This window comes from Bradyrhizobium sp. LLZ17, assembly GCF_041200145.1.
Classification (GTDB): Bacteria; Pseudomonadota; Alphaproteobacteria; order Rhizobiales; family Xanthobacteraceae; genus Bradyrhizobium.
Map to the genome: position 1 here is coordinate 2,479,951 of NZ_CP165734.1, position 17,981 is coordinate 2,497,931.

Genomic DNA, 17,981 nt, shown 5'->3' on the forward strand with positions numbered 1-17,981 from the left:
AATGGCTTGAGCTGTCAAAAGTGCATCCCCCAAAATACGTCCTCATCCTGAGGAGCGCGCCCCAGCGCGCGTCTCGAAGGATGGCCCCACCTTCGTCCTTCGAGACGCGGGCTACGCCCGCTCCTCAGGATGAGGGCGGGAGCTGCCGTCCGTGCTCCCGCTCTTCGCACCTTTATTTCATCGGCCAGATCGCTTCGGCAATCGCGGCCTGCGGCGGGAAGATGGTGACGAACTTGCCGCCGACATATTGCAGCAACACCGGGTCGGCATCGTTGTTCTGGCCGGCCTCGTCGAACTTGATGCGCTTCCAGGGCATGATGGTCTGCTCGCCCGGGATGTCGGTGGCGGCGAGCGCGTCGCGGATCTTCTCGCCATCGGCCGACTTGGCGCGGCTGATGGCGTCAGCCAGCACGATCAGACCCATGAATTGGCGCGAGGTGAGGTCGTTGAGATCCTTGCCCGACTTCGCCTTGAACATGTCGTTGATCTTGCCGACCATCGGGCGCTTCTGCGCGAGGTCGAGCGAGAAGGTGCCGCGCGAGATCACGCCTTCGAGCTTGTCGCCGACGGCGTCATAGAGCGCCTTTTCGGAGAAGCCGGCGTCCTGCGCCACGATCGCGTTCGGCTTGTAGCCGAGCTCGGCCATGGTCTTGACCAGCAGGATGCCGTCGGTGGTGTAGCTCGAGGGCATCAGCACGTCGGCATTGGCGCTCTTGAGTTGCTGCACTTCGGCCGACAGCGATGGCGAGTTGGCGCGGTACTTGATGTCGGCGAGGATCTTGTAGCCGCGCTCGCCGGCGATCTTGGCCTGGGCGTTGCCGGAATCGGTGCCGAAGATGGTGTCTTCGTGGAACAGCGACAGCGTTTCGATCTTGGTGCCCTTCTTCTTCAAGGCATCGAAGAAGTCGAACATCGCGGCCGAATACATTTCATCGTGCGGGGAGGCGCGGAAGTAATATTTGAGGCCGCGGCGATGCAGGCTCGGCGAAGAGTTGTCGGCGGACACGAACGGGATCTGGTATCGTTCACAGATCTGGCTGACCGTGACGGCGACCGCACTCTGATAGGTGCCGATCACGGCGGAGACCTTTTCCTGCGTGATCAGGCGCTCGGCTTCGGCGCGGCCCTTCTGCGGATCTGACTGGTGATCGGCAAAGACGAGGCGGACCTTGGCGCCGCCGAGGCCCGGCAGACCCTCGCCCTTGGCGAGCGGCAGGTCGAAATCCATGTCCTTGTTGATGACTTCGAGCGCGGTCTCGTAAGCTTTCTGCGCGTCGACGCCCTGCTGGGCGCTGGCGCCGGAGAACGGATAGATGACGCCGATCACGACCTCCGAGGTCTGTGCGCGCGCGGCAAGCGGCATCAGCGCGGCGGTGGCGGTGGCTCCGAGCAGAACGTCGCGGCGGGTGATCGTCATCGGTAAAATCCCCTGTTCCTGAATATTGCGCGTATCGAATGAAGCGATTGGTGGATAGCGTAAAGCCTGAAGAAGCAGCAAACCTTGCCCACTAAATCACGGCCATGGTCCTGTTCTTCAGATCCGTCACCAGCATCAGGCCGGGCGAATGCGTGATCGCGAACGGCAGCCTGGCAGCGTTGATCACCGACTGCGGCGTCACCCCGCAGGCCCAGAACACCGGAATCTCATCATCAGCGACAGGCACGGGGTCGCCATAGTCGGGCTTGGCGATGTCCTTGATGCCGATCAGATGCGGATGGCCGAGATGCACGGGCGCGCCGTGGACGGCGGGATAGCGCGAGGTGATCTGCACCGCGCGGATCGCATCCGCCGGCTTGAACGGACGCATCGACACCACCATCGGTCCGGCGAACGGGCCGGCCTCGCCGCAGGCGATGTTGGTGCGGTACATCGGCACGCGCACGTTCTGCTCGATGTGGCGGATCGGCATGCCCTCGTCGAGCAAGGCCTCTTCGAACGAGAACGAGCAGCCGAGCACGAAGGTCACGAGATCGTCGCGCCAGTATTTGGTCACGTCGGTCGGCTCATCCACGACTTCACCGTCGCGCCAGACGCGGTAGCGCGGCACGTCGGTGCGGATGTCGAGATCGGCGCCAAGCGCCGGGATGTGCGGGCTGCCGATGTCGGACATGCCGATGATCGGGCACGGTTTCGGATTGAGCTGACAAAAGCGGTGAAAGGCGCTGGCGTAGTCCGCGGGCAGGATCGCCAGATTGCCCTGGACGAAGCCGGGGGCGATACCCGCGGTCGAGCCGACCTGGCCGCCACGATAGGCGAGCCGCGCCTGAAGGCTGGGGAGAGTGTCGGATGTTTCAGTTTGCTGCGCTGCCACCAAAACAGTCATGTGATCGACCTGCCTATAAACTCGACAAAGACAAGCCAACACCAAGCGTGATATAAAGTCTAATCTTCCTTTCTAATCAAGATCGATAAATATTATTTATCGCTGAGGAAAATCCTTCCGATGTTGGACTTTAGATCGATCGAGACGTTCCTGTGGGTCGTGAAGCTCGGCAGCTTCCGCGGCGCGGCAGCGCGGCTCAATACGACCCAGCCGGCGATCTCGCAGCGCATCGCCCAGCTCGAACGCGAGATGGGTGTGAGGCTCCTGAACCGCGATCATCGTGTCGCCTCGCCGACGCCGAGCGGGCGGCAGATGATGGTCTATGCGGAGAAGCTGATCGGCCTCCGCGCTCAGATGATCGCCGAGATCGGCGATCGCTCCGCGATGCGCGGCGTGATGCGGCTCGGTGTCGCCGAAACGATCGTGCACACCTGGCTGCCGCGTCTTGTCAAGAGCATGAACGAGGTCTATCCGAACCTGTCGCTGGAGATCGAGGTCGACATCACGCCGAACCTCACCGCGCGCCTGCTCGCGCAGGAGATCGAGCTCGCCTTTGTCGTCGGACCGCTGTCCGCCTCTGGCGTGCATAACCGCGTGCTTGCCGACTACCCGATCGGCTTCCTCGCAAGCCCCTCGCTCGGGCTCGGCCATGGTCCGGTGACGCGGGCCGAGCTTGCGCGGTTTCCGATCATCACCTTCCCGCGCAAGACGCGGCCCTACGAGGTCGTGCGCGAAGTGTTCGACCGGCCCGAGCTGCCGCCGATCCGCCTACACGCGTCCGCCTCGCTTGCGACCGTCATCCACATGGCGGTCGAAGGGCTCGGCATTGCCGTGATCCCGGACGCCATCGTCGAGAAAGAGCTCGCCGACGGACGGCTGCAACTGCTCGACACCGATCTTGAGATCGCGCCGCTGACGTTCACGGCGAGCTGGCTCGCCTCGCCGGACGTCGTCGCGGTGCAGCGCGTCGCAGAGCTTGCATGTCAGATTGCGCAGGGCAGCCTCGCGGTTGACGCGCCCGCGCTGGCGCGTCATTGAAAAAGGCGCCGGACTTTCTTTCGTCATTCCGGGGCTCGCGGAGCGAGAACCCGGAATCTCGAGATCCGGGTTCGCTGTTCGAGCGCCCCGGAATGACAGCTAAGATGGACTGACCGCATGAGCCGAGCCGCGACCAACCTGCAAATCGATTCCGCCCGCCTCTGGGGCTCCATCCACGAGACTGCGCAGTTTGGCGCGACGGCCAAAGGCGGCGTGCGGCGGCTGACGCTGAGCAGCGAAGACAAGCAGGTGCGCGACTGGTTCCGCAACGCCTGCGAGGACGCCGGGCTCGAGTTTCACGTCGATGCTCTCGGCTCCATGTTCGGCCTGCGCAAGGGACGCGACATGTCGAAGCCGCCCGTCGGCATCGGCTCGCATCTCGATACGCAGCCGACCGGCGGCAAGTATGACGGCATCCTGGGCACGCTCGGCGCGCTGGAAGTGATCCGCACGCTGAACGATGCCGGCATCGAGACCGAGGCGCCGATCTGCGTCGTGAACTGGACCAACGAGGAAGGCTCGCGCTTTGCGCCGGCGATGATGGCATCCGCGGCCTATGTCGGCGATTTCACCACCGACGACATCTTGTCGCGCAAGGACATCGATGGCACCACCGTCGGCCAGGCGCTCGACGGCATCGGCTATCGCGGCGACAAGCCGGTCGGGTTCCAGAAGCTCGGCTGTTTTGTCGAGCTGCACATCGAGCAGGGTCCGATTTTGGAGGCCGAAGGCAAGACCATCGGCGTGGTCGATTCCGGCCAGGGCGTGCTCTGGTACGACGGCAAGATTTCCGGCTTCGAGAGCCATGCGGGCTCGACGCCGATGCCGCTGCGGCGCGACGCGCTGGCGACGCTCTCCGAGATCGTACTGGCGATGGAGGCGATTGCAAAGAAGCACGGGCCGAACGCGGTCGGCACCATCGGAGAAGCCGTGATCGCCAACCCCTCGCGCAACGTCATTCCCGGCGAGATCGCCTTCACCATGGATTGCCGCAGCGCGGACGGCGCCATCATGGATGCACTCGATCGCGATCTTCGCGCCGCAATCGCCGAGACCGCCGCGCGGCGCAAGGTCGAGGTCCAGATCGATCTGGTCTGGCGCAAGCCGCCGACGCATTTCGATCCCAAGCTGATCGCAGCGGTCGAGAATGCGGCCAAGACGCTCGGCTATTCCTCCCGCCGCATCACCTCGGGCGCCGGCCACGACGCCTGCAACCTCAACACCGTCATGCCGGCGGCGATGGTGTTCGTCCCCTGCAAGGACGGAATCAGCCACAACGAGCTTGAAGACGCAACGCAACCCGACTGCGCCGCGGGCACCAACGTGCTGATGCACACGGTGCTGGCGATCGCCGGCGTCGCGTCCTGATCGGAGAAAGACATGCGCGGAGTTTTCGTCGACGCCAATGAAGCGCTCGCCGTGATCATGGAGCGGCTGGAGCAGCCCGGCGATCCCAAGGTGCGGATCCACAGGAATCCCGACATCAAGCCCGAGCAATACCCCGAAATCCTCGATGGCGCCGAGATCGCGATCGTCGATCACACCGCGCTGCCGACCGAGGTCGCGAAGAAATGCACGGGGCTCAAGCACGTCGTGTTCCTCGGCACCGGCGCACGCAGCTATATGAACCCGGAGGAGTTGGCCGAGCTCGGCATCTCCGTGCACCTGATCAAGGGCTATGGCGACACGGCGGTCGCGGAATGCGCGATCGCGCTGATGTGGGCTTCGGCCCGCGTCATCGCGATGATGGACCGCGAGATGCGCGCCGGCAATTGGCTGCGCGAGGACGGCATGCAGCTCACCGGCAAGACGCTCGGCCTGATCGGCTTCGGCGGTATTGCCGCGGAAGTCGCGCGCATTGCCTCGGGCAGCGGCATGAAGGTGATCGCCTGGAACCGCTCGGCGAAGAGCTGCCCGGGGGTCACGTTCACGGATCTCGACACGGTGCTAGGGACAAGCGACGTCGTATCGCTGCATCTGCTGCTCAACGACGAGACGCGCGGCATGATCACGCGCGAGAAGATCGCGAAGATGAAGCCCGGAATCATCCTCATCAACACCGCCCGCGCCGCGGTTGTCGACGAGACCGCGATGATCGATGCGTTGAAGTCCGGCCATATCCGCCATGCCGGCCTCGACGTCTTCAACATCGAGCCGCTACCCGGCGATCATCCGCTGACCAAGCTCCCGAACGTGACATTGTCGGCGCATTCGGCGTTCCGCACGCCGGAGGCGAGCGAGAACCTGATCGAGGCGGCGTGGGTCCACTGCCGCCGGATCGTGAAAGGATAGAAACCAACAATGGGTGATTATCGCACCATCAAGGCCGAAGCGCTCACCGATGCCGTCCGCACCATCGTCAAGGCCGGCGGCTCCAGCGATCGCGAGGCCGAACTGGTATCCACCAATCTCGTCGAGGCCAATCTGAAGGGACACGACTCGCACGGCGTCGGCATGATCCCGCGCTACGTCGAGAGCGTCACTACGGGCGGTCTCGCCGTGAACCAGCACGTCAAGATCGTGCTCGACACCGGTCCGCTTCTCACCCTCGACGGCCTCACCGGCTATGGCCAGGTGATCGGCCATGAAGCGATGGAGCTGGGTGCCGAGCGCGCCAAGCGCAGCGGCGTCTGCGTCGTTGGCCTCTCGAACTCGCATCACATCGGCCGCATCGGCCATTGGGCCGAGCAGTGCATCGCGCACGGGCTGGTCTCGATCCACTTCGTCAACGTACTCTCGCGCCCGATCGTGGCGCCCTGGGGCGGCAGCGACGCGCGCCATGGCACCAATCCGTTCTGCGTCGGCATCCCCCGCGCCGGCAAGGACCCGATCGTGCTTGATTTCGCCACCAGCAAGATCGCGCAAGGCAAGACCCGCGTCGCTCACAACAAGGGCGTCGAACTCGAGCCCGGCATTATCATCGACAATGAAGGCAAGCCCACCACCAATCCGCGCTACACCGTGATCCCGCCGCACGGCGCCATCCTGCCGTTCGGCGAGCACAAGGGCTCGGGGCTGGCGCTGGTGTGCGAAATCCTCGGCGGCGCGCTCTCCGGCGGGCAGGTGGTCAAGGGCCCGTCCGACGGCAAGCACAACGTCCTCAACGGCATGCTCTCGATCATCATCGACCCGCACAAGCTCGGCACCGGCGAAAACCTCGCGCGCGAAGTCGAGAGCTTCGTCGCCTGGCACACCGGCTCGCCGCCCGCCCCCGGCCTCGACAAGGTGAAGATCGCCGGCGAGCCCGAGCGCGAAACCAAGAAGAAGCGTCTTGCCGAGGGCATCCCGGTCGACCCGACGACATGGCGGGATATTTTGGAAGCGGGGAAGAGATTCGGGCTGGATCAGGCCGCGATCGAAAAGATCGCGGGGTAGGCAGAGCGAGACATGCTCGTCTTTCCTTCTCCCCTTGTGGGAGAAGGTGGCGCGAAGCGCCGGATGAGGGGTCTCTATCCACGCTCGCCATAGCAGATTAGATCGCGGAGAGAGACCCCTCACCCGTCTCGCCGCTTTCGCGGCGAGCCACCCTCTCCCACAAGGGGAGAGGGGAAGAACTAATCCACCATCTCCGCGATCGCCTTGCCGCAGGCCGTCGTGTCCGCGTTGCCGCCGAGATCCTTGGTGCGCAACGTGCGTTCGGCCAGCGTGCGCTCGATGGCATCGACGATTGATCGACCGGCTTCCTTCTCGCCCAAATGCTCCAACATCATCGCGCCCGACCAGATTGCACCGATCGGATTGGCAATGCCCTGCCCCGCGATGTCGGGCGCCGAGCCGTGCACCGGCTCGAACACCGACGGGAAATTCCCCTCGGGGTTGATGTTGCCGGACGGCGCGATGCCGATGGTGCCGGTACAGGCGGGGCCGAGGTCCGAGAGAATGTCGCCGAACAGATTGGAGCCGACCACGACGTCGAACCAGTCCGGATGCAGCACGAAATTCGCCGTGAGAATATCGATGTGGTACTTGTCCCACTTCACGCCCGGAAACTTCTTGGCCATCGCCTCCACGCGCTCGTCCCAATAGGGCATGGTGATGGAGATGCCGTTGGACTTGGTCGCCGAGGTCAGGTGCTTCTTCGGCCGCGACTGCGCGAGCTCGAAGGCGAATTTCAGGATGCGATCGACGCCGACGCGGGTCATCACCGTCTGCTGCGTGACGAACTCGCGATCGGTGTCGGGGAACATGCGGCCGCCGACCGAGGAATACTCGCCTTCGGTGTTCTCACGCACCACCCAGAAATCGATGTCGCCGGGCTTGCGGTTCGCCAGCGGCGACGGCACGCCGGGCATCAGCCGCACGGGGCGCAAATTCACATATTGGTCGAACTCGCGGCGGAATTTGATCAGCGAACCCCAGAGCGAGACGTGGTCCGGAATTTTCGCCGGCCAGCCGACTGCGCCAAAATAGATCGCGTCGTGCTTGCCGATCTTCTCTTTCCAATCGTCCGGCATCATCTGGCCGTGCTTCTCGTAATAGTCCCAGGACGAGAAGTCGAAATGGTCGAAATGCACGGCAATTCCGTGCTTCTTCGCCGCCGCCTCCAGCACGCGCAGGCCCTCCGGCATCACTTCCTTGCCGATGCCGTCGCCGGGAATGACTGCGATCCGGTATTGTTTCTTGCTCATCGAGAACGTCCTTGCTTCGTCCGGCAGCCGCCGCCTTTTTTGACCGCACTGCAATGGACCAAACTCGGTGACAGTGCAACGCTGCACTGCAATGTTGACCGTGGCGCGGCGTACCGCCTAGTGATTTCATCCTGTTCCCACCCTGCGAGTACACCCGATGGATCTGCATCTACGAGGCAAGCGCGTCCTGATCACAGGCGCGTCCAAGGGCATTGGTGCTGCCGCCGCCGAAGCGTTTGCCGAGGAAGGCGCTCATCTCCTGCTCGCCGCTCGCAACGGCGAACAGCTCAAGGCGCTGGCGGACGGCTTGCGTTCGGCGCACCAGATCGATGCCACGACGAGCATCGTCGACCTGCGCAGGCCCGAGGACCTGGCGCGGCTCGCCAGGGAAGCCGCGGACATCGACATCCTCGTCAACAATGCCGGCGACATTCCCGGCGGCTCCATCGACAAGATCGACGAGGCGACCTGGCGGCATGCCTGGGAGTTGAAAGTGTTCGGTTACATCAATCTCACGCGCATGATCTACGCGCAGATGAAGGCGAAGGGCGGCGGCGTCGTCATCAACGACATCGGGGCTGCCGGCGAGAAATTCGACGCCAACTACATCTGCGGCAGCGCCGGCAATGCGGCCCTGATGGCGTTTACGCGCGCGCTCGGCGGAAAGAGCCTCGCCGACAACATCCGCGTGGTCGGCATCAATCCCGGCCCGGTCGGCACCGAACGCCACGTGACACTGCTGAAGACCCGGGCCCAGCACCAATTCGGCGACGAGAGCCGCTACAGGGAATTCCAGAAAGGACTGCCGCTCGGCCGCCCCGCGCATGCACGCGAGATCGGTGACCTCATGGCGTTCCTTGCCTCGGATCGCGCCGGCTATACGTCCGGGGTCATCTATACCGTGGATGGCGGCATCAGCGCGGGATGGGGTTGATTGCTCCGAGATTATTTAGACGCCGTCGTTCCGGGGCGATGCGAAGCATCGAACCCGGAACCTCGAGATTCCGGGTTCGCCCTTCGGTCGCCCCGGAATGACAGTCCAGAGCTAGGAGTAAACACTTGTCTCAAGAGTTGATCCGCGCATCCGCGTGCACCGTTGTCGACAAGCTGCGATCCGGAGATGTCTCGCCGCTCGAGCTTCTGGATGTGCTGGAGCAGCGCATCGTCGAGGTCGACGGCAAGGTGAACGCGCTGCCCACGCTATGCTTCGATCGCGCCCGGACCCATGCGAGAGCGCTGATGCAGAAGCCGGCCGGCGCGCGCGGACTGCTCGCGGGTCTGCCGGTGCCGATCAAGGATCTGACCGATGTCGCCGGTGTGCTGAACACGCAGGGCTCGCCGATCTTCAGGGATAACATCCCCGCAAAGTCCGACCTCATGGTCGAGAACCTCGAGGCCAACGGCGCGGTCATCTACGCAAAATCCAACACGCCGGAATTCGGTGCCGGCGCCAACACCTTCAACGAGGTGTTCGGTGCAACCCTCAATCCCTGGGATACGTCCAGATCGGCGGCCGGCTCTTCAGGCGGCGCCGCGGTGGCGTTGGCAACCGGCATGGCCTGGCTCGCGCACGGCTCGGACATGGGGGGCAGCTTGCGCAGTCCCGCGAGCTTCTGCGGCGTCGTCGGCATGCGGCCGAGCATCGGCCGCGTCGCGCACACGCCGAAATCGGCGGTCGATCGCAACCTCGGCGTCCAGGGCCCGATGGCACGCAATGTCGAGGACCTCGCGCTGCTGCTCGACGCCATGAGCGGTGACTATGCCGCCGATCCGCTGTCGTTGCCGGCGCCTTTGACCTCGTTCCTGTCGGCGGCGCAATCGGGCAAGAAGCCCAAGCGCATCGCCTATTCGCCGGATCTCGGCATCACCCCGGTCGATCCCGAAGTAAAGGCGATCACGCGCAAAGCGGCGCAGCGCTTCGCGGACGCCGGCGCGATCGTCGAGGAAGCGCATCCGGATTGGCGCGAGGCACATGAATGCTTCCACGTGCTGCGCGCCTTCGATTTCGCGATCAGCAAGGCGAATCTCCTGCGCACCAAGCGCGACCTGCTCAAGCCGGAGGTGATCTGGAACATCGAGGAGGGCCTTAAGCTGACGATCGAGCAGATCGAGCGCGCCGAAGCGCAGCGCGTCGGGATGACCGCGCGCGCGATCGAGTTCTTCAAGACCTACGATCTGCTGCTGGTGCCGACCACGATCGTGCCGCCGTTCCCGATCGAGCACCGCTATGTCGCCGAATGCGCCGGCAAGAGGTTCGAGAACTACGTCGAGTGGCTCGGCATCGTCTACGCCATCACGCTGGCCTGCTGCCCGGCTCTGTCGTTGCCCTGCGGCTTCACGGTGTCAGGCCTGCCGGTCGGCGTGCAGGTGGTCGGCGCGCCGCGCGCAGATGCGCAGGTCATCGCGGGCGCAAAGGTGTTGGAAGATATTCTGGGTCTGAGTGGCACTACGCCGATCGATCCGAAGGTGAAGAAGTAAGGCGATCTACGCCGCGCGCTCGGTAGTTGCCCTCTCCCCTTGTGGGAGAGGGTGGCTCGCCGCATAGCGGCGAGACGGGTGAGGGGTATCCCTCCGCGCGCGAACTCGCAGAAGAATCCGCTGAAACAATCCCTCATCCGGCGCTTCGCGCCACCTTCTCCCACAAGGGGAGAAGGGAAGAGACGTCACCTTTCGCTCGTCGCCTCGAGGCTCCGGCTATAGCGCGACATCGCGAAGCAGAAGGCGAAATAGATCGCGGCGACGAAGATGTAGACTTCCACCGAAAACTGCTGCCAGCCGGGATCGATGATCGCAGTCTTGGCCGTCGTGAGCAGGTCGAAGATGCCGATGATCAGGACGAGGCTGGTATCCTTGAAGAACGCGATGAAGGTGTTGACCAGCGGTGGAATGACGTGACAGATCGCCTGCGGCAGGATGATCAGCCGGTGCTTGCGCCAGTAGGATAGTCCGAGTGCGTCCGCCGCCTCATATTGCCCGCGCGGCACGGCCTGCAGCCCACCGCGGATGACTTCGGCGAGATAGGCTCCCGCGAACAGGATGATCGCGACCTGCGCGCGCAGGAGCTTGTCGATGTTGAATCCGCTGGGCATGAACAGCGGAAACATCACGCTGGCCATGAACAACAGGCTGACCAGCGGCACGCCCCGGATCAGTTCCACATAGATCACCGAGAGCGAACGGATCGCCGGCAGTTTCGAACGCCGGCCCAGCGCGACGAGCACGCCGAGCGGAAAGCCAAACGCCAATCCGAACGTCGCGAGAACCAGCGTCACCGGCAATCCGCCCCATCGATCCTGCGAGACGAAGGGCAAGCCGAGCACGCCGCCCCACATCAGCAAGCTGATCAGCGCCAGCGCGCCGATCCAGAGAAAAGCGAGTTCGCGGCGCCACCAGGCTCGGCGGGTGGACAGATAGAACAGCGCGATGAACAGCAGCACGGACAGCGCCGGCCGCCACTGCGCGTCGAACGGATAGGTGCCGAACAGGATGAAGCGGTATTTTTCGGGGATGATCGCCCAGCAGGCGCCAAGACCACGCGCGGCACGACACTCGCTCGAATCATTTGCCGGTGTCAGCCAGACCGCGTTCGCGATACCCCACTGCGCAAAGCTGACGGCGCCTTTCACAAGGACCGCCAGCAACACGAGGGTGATGATGCCGTTCGGGATCGACGAGAACAGGTTGGTGCGCAGCCAGCGCAACACCGGGTTGCCCATTTGCGGACGGCGGGCAGCCCGCGGCGCCTCCGGAATGTCCGTGATCGCCGTCATGCTCAGCGCTCCACCAGGGCGATGCGCGAATTGTACCAATTCATGAAGAAACTGATGCCGAGACTGATGGTGAGGAAGACGGCCATGATCAGCGCGATCGCCTCGATCGCCTGGCCAGTCTGGTTCAGCGTGGTGTTGGCAATCGAGACCACGTCCTGATAGCCGATCGCCACCGCGAGCGAGGAGTTCTTGGTCAGGTTGAGGTATTGGCTCGTCATCGGCGGCACGATCACGCGCAGCGCCTGGGGCAAGATGATCTGCCGCAGCATGAAGCTGCGGCGCAACCCGAGCGCCTTGGCAGCATCCCACTGGCCGCGGGACACCGATTGGATGCCGCTGCGCACGATCTCCGCGACAAAGGCCGAGGTGTAGGTCACGAGCGCGATCAGCAACGCAAAATACTCAGGCGAGAGCGTCAGCCCGCCGATGAAGTTGAAGCCGCGCAACTCGGGCCATTCAATCGTCCAGGACACGCCGAGCAACAACGACACTGCCCCGGGCAACAGGACGATGAGGCCCAGCGCAAAGGGCCAGGCCGGCCGAGGCTTGCCATCACGCATCTGCTGCGCGATCAGCCATCGCTGCACGACATAGAATACGGCCAGCCCCAGCGCGGCCGCGCCAAGCACCCAAAGCTGCGGCGCCCCGACCGGGACAGCCGGCAGAATCAGGCCGCGATTGGAGAGGAACACGCCCTCGACCGGCCGCCACGCCCCGCGCGCGGCCGGCAAGCCCTGCATCAGGACGTACCAGAACAGGAGTTGCAGCAGCAACGGAATGTCGCGCAGCACCTCGACGTAGACGGCGGCGAACCGGGAGAGCAGCCAATTGGCCGACAGCCGCGAGATACCGATCAGCGTGCCCAGAATCGTCGCAAGCACGATACCGACCACCGCGACACGCAAAGTGTTCGCGACGCCGACGACGAAAGCCCAGAGATAAGAATCCCTCGGATTGTAGGCGAGCAGGCTGTCCGCGATGGGCATGCCGGCCTCGCGGCCGAGAAAGGCGAAGCCGGTCGTGATGCGGCGAGCGGAGAGATTGGTGACGGTATTCGACCAGAGGAACGCGATGACCGCGAACGCGATCCCGACGACCACGATTTGCCAGAACACGCCCTTCAACCCGTTCGGTCCGAGCGCGGCAAAGAGCCGGCGGCGCGGCGGCGGCCTGGGATCATCGGTGGTCACAGCACAAAAATCCTTCTCGAACACGGTGATTTCCGGCAGCGCACGTCAAGTGTTGCACCGATCTTCAGTTCGTGCAACAAATGTTTCATGGCCGAGCCCGCGAAATCCTCGCCGTTGAGCGAACTGCGCATTGCATTGCCGTCGCTTCCGATGCGGCTGCAGGAGGTCGGACGCTTCGTCGCCGCCAATGATTACGATGCCACCACCCGTTCGATGCGCGATCTCGCCGCGGAAGCCGGCGCCGATCCTGCCGCGTTCACGCGCCTTGCAAAGGCGATCGGCTATTCCGGCTGGGATGAATTGCGTGCCGCGCTGACCGAGGCACGCCGGCCGTCGCCGATCTCGCCTTTCTCCGGCCGGGCCAAGGGCCGCCGCCATGGCCCGAATGCCGATGTTGCGCTCGTTACCGAGAAGCTCAACGCAGAGGCCGCCGGTCTGCCGCGCATCGCGGCCGAGCCGATTGCGGACGCGGCTCGCGCGCTGCACGACGCCACGCGGATCTGGATCGCCGGCTATCGAAGCTGCCGCAGCGTCGCGGAGCTGCTGAACTATGAGCTGCGGCTGTTCCGCCCCGAACACGTGCAGATCGTCGGCGTGTCCGGACCGGACGATCTCGATCTCGGCGCGTTCCGTCCCCGCGAGGCCGTGATTGTCATCGGCTTCATGCCATACACCAATGCCAGCGTCCGGGTCGCACAGGCCGCCTATCGCGCCGGCGCGACGCTGATCGCGATCGCAGACAGCGTGGCCGCTCCGATGGCGGAAGGCGCCGATCATGTATTGCTGTTCGAAGCGGCTTCCTCTCCGGGCTTCTTCCCGAGCCTCACCGGTGCGCTCGCGATTGCGCAGTCGCTGGCCGCGGTGACGTTCTCGCTCGGCGGCGCGGCCGCGAAGAAGCGCCTCCAGGCTACCGAGGCGCGGCTCGCCGCGGCTTCCACCTACGTCTCTGAGAAAGGTTGACCCATGGCCGCCCGCACCAGCCGCGTGCTGCACCGTTCGTTGCGGGAGACCCCGCCCAAGGCGATCGGCGGCGAAGGGGTTTATCTCTTTGCCGAGGACGGACGCCGCGTGATTGACGCTTCGGGGGCGCGGCAGTCTCATGCCTGGGCCATCAGCATCCGCGCGTGATCGCGGCGATCGCGAAGCAGGCCTCGACGCTGGCCTATGCGCACACCGCCTTCTTCTCCTCCGAGCCGGCCGAAGCGCTGGCCGAGACGCTGGTCGGCCACGAGCCCGGCGGTCTCGCCTACGCCTATTTCGTCAGCGGCGGATCAGAGGCGATCGAGGCCAGCATCAAGCTCGCGCGGCAATATTTCATCGAGCGTGGAGAGCCGCAACGGCAGCACTTCATCGCACGGCGGCAGAGCTATCACGGCAACACGCTTGGCGCGCTCGCCGCCGGCGGCAACGCCTGGCGTCGCGCGCCTTATGCGCCACTGCTCTCGACAGCCTTCAGCCACGTCACGCCGGCCTTCGCATATCACGAGAAGCGCGACGGCGAATCGGACGCGCAGTTCGTGGCACGACTTGCAGCGGAGCTCGAAGCTGAGTTTCAGCGGCTTGGTCCCGAGACCGTCGCTGCGTTCCTCGCAGAACCCGTCGTCGGCGCGACCGCCGGCGCCGTGACTGCACCGGACGGCTATTTCAAGGTAGCGCGCGAAATCTGCGACCGGCATGGCGCGCTCCTGATCCTCGATGAGGTCATGTGCGGCATGGGACGCACCGGCACCCACACGCTTGGCAGCAGGAAGGCGTCGCGCCGGACATCCAGGCGATCGCAAAGGGGCTCGGCGGCGGTTACCAGCCGATCGGCGCGATGCTTGCGAGCGGCAAGATCATCGACACGATCCGCGTCGGTTCAGGCGCATTCCAGCACGGCCACACATATATGGCGCATCCGCTCGCCTGCGCGGCCGCGCTCGCGGTGCAGGATGTGATCCGCGAGGATGGCCTGCTTGATCAGGTCAAGCAGCGCGGCAGGCAGCTCGAGCAGCGACTTACGGATCGTTTCGGCAATCACCGGCATATCGGCGACATCAGGGGCCGCGGCCTGTTCTGGGCGATCGAGCTTGTCGCCGACCGCGCCAGCCGCACCTCGTTCGATCCCGCGCTCAAGCTCAATCAGAAGATCAAGACGGAGGCCCTTGCCAACGGGCTCGGCTGCTATCCGGGCGGCGGCACCGTGGACGGTGTCCGCGGCGACCATGTGCTGCTGGCGCCACCCTATATCGCTTCGGCTGACGAGATCGACCTGATCGTCGAGAAACTCGGCGCGGCCGTCGACAACGTGTTGCGTAGTGTCAATCACTGAGGGGAGAGTATCATGATGAGGAAAGTGGTTATCGCGGCAGGTGCGCTCGCGGCATCGACGGTTGTTGCGTCGGCGACGACGCTCGAGACGGTGAAGAACCGCGGCACGCTGGTGTGCGGCGTCAGCGCCGGTTTTGCCGGCTTCTCCGCACCGGACTCGCAGGGCAATTACAAGGGTCTCGACGTCGACTATTGCCGCGCGCTCGCGGCCGGCGTGCTCGGCGACGCCAACAAGGTGCGCTACGTCTCGCTGACGGCGCAGAATCGATTCACCGCGCTGCAATCGGGCGAGATCGACGTGCTCTACCGCAACTCGACCCAGACCTATTTGCGCGGCGTGACGCTGGGCCTGCGCCAGGGCCCGATCAACTTCTACGACGGCCAGGGCTTCGTGGTGAAGAAGGACCTCGGCGTGAAGGAGCTGAAGGATCTCAAGGGTGCCACCGTCTGCGTCGCGCAGGGCACCACGCATGAGGTCACCCTCGGCGATTACGGCCGCGCCAACGGCATCGACTGGAAGCCGCTGGTATTCGACCGCGTCGACACCATGTACCAGACTTTCTTCGGCGGCCGCTGCGACGCCATGACCCAGGATGCCTCCGCGCTTGCAGGCGCCGTGACAACCGCGGCGCCGAATCCGGCCGACTACGTCGTGCTGCCGCAGACCATCAGCAAGGAGCCGCTCGGGCCGTTCACCCGCAACGGCGACGAGGTCTGGAGCGACATCATCACCTGGCTGCATTACGGATTGATCGAGGCCGAGGAGCTCGGCGTGACGCAAGCCAATGTCGACGAGATGGCGAAGTCGCAGACGCCCGCGGTGCAGCGCCTGCTCGGCGTCTCCGGCGATCTCGGCTCGCGGCTTGGGCTCGACAACAAATGGCTGGTCACGGCGATCAAGGCGACCGGCAATTACGGCGAGATCTTTGAGCGCAACGTCGGCAAGGCGAGCCCCCTCAAGCTCGAGCGCGGCCTCAACGGTCTCTGGAGCAAGGGCGGCTTGATGTACGCGGTGCCGTTCAAGTAAGGAGTTCACCTCGCCCCGCGTGCGGGGCGAGGTGAAGAGACATCAATGCGCATCGCCCTGATCCACGCCCTCAAGCACTCCATCGCGCCGATCGAGGCTGCGTTCGCAACAGCCTGGCCGCAGGCGCGGCTGATGAACCTGCTTGATGACAGCCTGTCGGCGGATCTGGCGCGGGACGGCGCGCTTGCCGGCGCCATGACCGAGCGCTTTCTCGCACTCGGCGATTATGCGGTCGCGACGGGCGCGGACGCGATCCTGTTCACCTGCTCGGCGTTCGGTCCCTGCATTGAGGCGGTCGCGGCCGCGCATGCGCCGATGCCGGTGCTGAAGCCGAACGAGGCCATGATCGAGCAGGCCGTGACGATGGGCAAGCGGATCGGCCTGCTCTCGACCTTCCCGCCGACGCTGGTGTCGATGCCGCCGGAATTTCCCGCCTCCGTCGAGGTCGTGCCGAAACTTGCCGACGGCGCGCTGGCGGCGCTCGATCGTGGCGACCGCGCCACACATGACCGGTTGATTGCGGAAGCGTCGAAGGAGTTGCGCGATTGCGACGTCGTCGCGCTCGCGCAATTCAGCATCGCGGCAACCGCGCCGCTGGTTGCGGAGGCGACCGGCCGCCCCGTCGTGACCACGCCGGACAGCGCAGTGCAAAAGCTGATGAAGCTTCTCGCAACGAAGCCCTAAGCGCGAGCCTTTGCCTTACGGCGCGCGTTCTTGATCGCAACCGCCAGCGCCGTCTTCGTCTCATTGACGAAATCCTCGACCAGCTCCTCGCGCGTGGCATGCGCGGCCTCGCCGGTGAACAGGCCCTGCTCGGCCAACGTCACCACGCCATGCAAGGCCGCCCAGATCTTGAGCGCGTGCCGCTCACGCAGATAACCGACCGCCGGCGCCTCCAGCGCCTCGATCACCAGCGCGAAGGTCTCGCGTGTGGCCTCGTGCAGCTCGCTGTCCTTGGCCGCGCACGAGACCGTGCGCGAGGCGAACATCAACCGGTAGATGCCGTTGCGCCGCAGCCCGAACTCGAGCGTCGCTTGCGCCAGTCGCGACAATTTTGACTGCTTCGACGGCTTCGCCATCGCCTCCCGCAAAATCGTGCTGAGTTGCCGGAAGGCGTGCGCGGTCACCGCCGCAAGCAAAGCCTCGCGGTCGGCGAAATGCCGGTATGGCGCCGGCTGCGAGACACCGAGCTGCTTTGCCAGTGCCTTGATGCTGATCGCCTCCGCCCCGCCCTGCTCGGCCTCGCGCAGCGCGGCCTTGATCAGGGCGTCGCGGAGATCGCCATGGTGGTAACTGTGCTGCGGCTTGCGGGCAAGTTGTGAGCGCATGTTGCGCTGAGCCTATAAGTTTGCGCTTGACAGGGAAAGCCTGCCGCGAATGTAATAGCCTATAACTTAAAGCGGCGGCAAATGCCGCCGATAAAATTTGACAAGAGGAAGCGCGACGTCCTCCGGACCGCGCGCACGACCAGGGAAGCCGCAATGACACAGCGACTGAGGGTTCGCGTCGATCCCGACAAATGCCAGGGCCATGCACGCTGCAAGGCGCTCGCGCCCGAGCTGTTCGAGCTGGACGAATACGGCAACGCCCACGAGGCCGGAGACGGCACGGTTCCACCGGGCCTCGAAGACAAGGCCTGGCTCGCCAAGTCCAACTGTCCGGAAATCGCAATCGATGTGATCGAGGAGTAGCGC

Annotated in this window: 16 protein-coding genes and 1 pseudogene; 11 read left to right on the forward strand and 6 right to left on the reverse strand. The window is 64.6% G+C overall.

The annotated features are described in order from the left end of the window. Positions 1-172: 172 nt before the first annotated feature. Together AB8Z38_RS12275 and AB8Z38_RS12280 are read right to left on the reverse strand one after the other, a co-directional pair. Positions 173-1,417, reverse strand: a complete 1,245-nt coding sequence (locus tag AB8Z38_RS12275) for an ABC transporter substrate-binding protein (RefSeq protein ID WP_369725352.1) — start codon at positions 1,415-1,417, stop codon at positions 173-175. A gap of 91 nt (positions 1,418-1,508) precedes the next feature. Continuing rightward, entirely contained in the window at positions 1,509-2,324 is an 816-nt protein-coding gene (locus AB8Z38_RS12280) for a putative hydro-lyase (protein WP_369725354.1), read from the reverse strand. A 120-nt stretch (positions 2,325-2,444) separates the two neighbouring features. Here AB8Z38_RS12280 and AB8Z38_RS12285 point away from each other — a divergent pair, with 120 nt between their 5' ends. The 4 genes from AB8Z38_RS12285 to AB8Z38_RS12300 all read left to right on the forward strand — a co-directional run bounded on the left by AB8Z38_RS12285 (position 2,445) and on the right by AB8Z38_RS12300 (position 6,737). Continuing rightward, entirely contained in the window at positions 2,445-3,362 is a 918-nt protein-coding gene (locus tag AB8Z38_RS12285; RefSeq protein WP_369725356.1) for a LysR family transcriptional regulator, read from the forward strand. Positions 3,363-3,479: 117 nt separating this feature from the next. Further along, on the forward strand, positions 3,480-4,730 hold the full coding sequence (locus tag AB8Z38_RS12290) for a Zn-dependent hydrolase (RefSeq protein ID WP_369725358.1): 1,251 nt from the start codon (positions 3,480-3,482) through the stop codon (positions 4,728-4,730). A 12-nt stretch (positions 4,731-4,742) separates the two neighbouring features. Next, entirely contained in the window at positions 4,743-5,654 is a 912-nt protein-coding gene (locus AB8Z38_RS12295; protein ID WP_369725360.1) for an NAD(P)-dependent oxidoreductase, read from the forward strand. Positions 5,655-5,663: 9 nt separating this feature from the next. Then, positions 5,664-6,737 carry a malate/lactate/ureidoglycolate dehydrogenase gene (locus AB8Z38_RS12300; protein WP_369725362.1) on the forward strand — a complete coding sequence of 358 codons (1,074 nt, stop codon included), beginning with the start codon at positions 5,664-5,666 and terminating at the stop codon, positions 6,735-6,737. A 179-nt stretch (positions 6,738-6,916) separates the two neighbouring features. On the opposite strand, the gene AB8Z38_RS12305 is transcribed toward AB8Z38_RS12300, so the two are convergent. Then, positions 6,917-7,990, reverse strand: a complete 1,074-nt coding sequence (locus AB8Z38_RS12305; RefSeq protein WP_369725364.1) for a tartrate dehydrogenase — start codon at positions 7,988-7,990, stop codon at positions 6,917-6,919. Between the two features lie 157 nt (positions 7,991-8,147). On the opposite strand from AB8Z38_RS12305, the gene AB8Z38_RS12310 reads away from it, so the two are divergent. After that, positions 8,148-8,924: an SDR family oxidoreductase gene (locus tag AB8Z38_RS12310; protein WP_369725366.1), complete on the forward strand. Its 777-nt coding sequence runs from the start codon at positions 8,148-8,150 to the stop codon at positions 8,922-8,924. Positions 8,925-9,049: 125 nt separating this feature from the next. Continuing rightward, a complete protein-coding gene (locus AB8Z38_RS12315; protein WP_369725368.1) occupies positions 9,050-10,468 on the forward strand; it encodes an amidase in 1,419 nt (472 codons plus the stop codon). 185 nt (positions 10,469-10,653) lie between these two features. Here AB8Z38_RS12315 and AB8Z38_RS12320 read toward each other — a convergent pair whose 3' ends face one another. Together AB8Z38_RS12320 and AB8Z38_RS12325 are read right to left on the reverse strand one after the other, a co-directional pair. Further along, entirely contained in the window at positions 10,654-11,760 is a 1,107-nt protein-coding gene (locus tag AB8Z38_RS12320) for an amino acid ABC transporter permease (protein ID WP_369725369.1), read from the reverse strand. A gap of 2 nt (positions 11,761-11,762) precedes the next feature. Then, positions 11,763-12,950 (reverse strand): amino acid ABC transporter permease, encoded by a 1,188-nt coding sequence (locus tag AB8Z38_RS12325; RefSeq protein WP_369726479.1) that lies wholly within the window; start codon positions 12,948-12,950, stop codon positions 11,763-11,765. An 87-nt stretch (positions 12,951-13,037) separates the two neighbouring features. Between AB8Z38_RS12325 and AB8Z38_RS12330 the strand changes: the two genes are divergently transcribed. The 4 genes and pseudogenes from AB8Z38_RS12330 (at position 13,038) to AB8Z38_RS12345 (ending at position 16,971) form a co-directional block, all read left to right on the forward strand. Next, a complete protein-coding gene (locus AB8Z38_RS12330) occupies positions 13,038-13,910 on the forward strand; it encodes a MurR/RpiR family transcriptional regulator (RefSeq protein WP_369725371.1) in 873 nt (290 codons plus the stop codon). A gap of 3 nt (positions 13,911-13,913) precedes the next feature. Beyond that, positions 13,914-15,261, forward strand: a pseudogene (locus AB8Z38_RS12335) (aspartate aminotransferase family protein). Between the two features lie 12 nt (positions 15,262-15,273). Further along, positions 15,274-16,287 carry an amino acid ABC transporter substrate-binding protein gene (locus AB8Z38_RS12340; RefSeq protein WP_369725372.1) on the forward strand — a complete coding sequence of 338 codons (1,014 nt, stop codon included), beginning with the start codon at positions 15,274-15,276 and terminating at the stop codon, positions 16,285-16,287. Positions 16,288-16,332: 45 nt separating this feature from the next. Beyond that, on the forward strand, positions 16,333-16,971 hold the full coding sequence (locus AB8Z38_RS12345) for an aspartate/glutamate racemase family protein (protein ID WP_369725374.1): 639 nt from the start codon (positions 16,333-16,335) through the stop codon (positions 16,969-16,971). On the opposite strand, the gene AB8Z38_RS12350 is transcribed toward AB8Z38_RS12345, so the two are convergent. Next, on the reverse strand, positions 16,968-17,615 hold the full coding sequence (locus AB8Z38_RS12350) for a TetR/AcrR family transcriptional regulator (RefSeq protein WP_369725375.1): 648 nt from the start codon (positions 17,613-17,615) through the stop codon (positions 16,968-16,970). The two genes, AB8Z38_RS12345 and AB8Z38_RS12350, sit on opposite strands and share 4 nt — an antisense overlap. A 153-nt stretch (positions 17,616-17,768) precedes the next feature. On the opposite strand from AB8Z38_RS12350, the gene AB8Z38_RS12355 reads away from it, so the two are divergent. Then, the gene (locus AB8Z38_RS12355; RefSeq protein WP_369725377.1) at positions 17,769-17,978 is read left to right on the forward strand and encodes a ferredoxin; all 210 of its coding nucleotides are present in this window, start codon (positions 17,769-17,771) and stop codon (positions 17,976-17,978) included. The last annotated feature ends 3 nt before the right edge of the window (positions 17,979-17,981 follow it).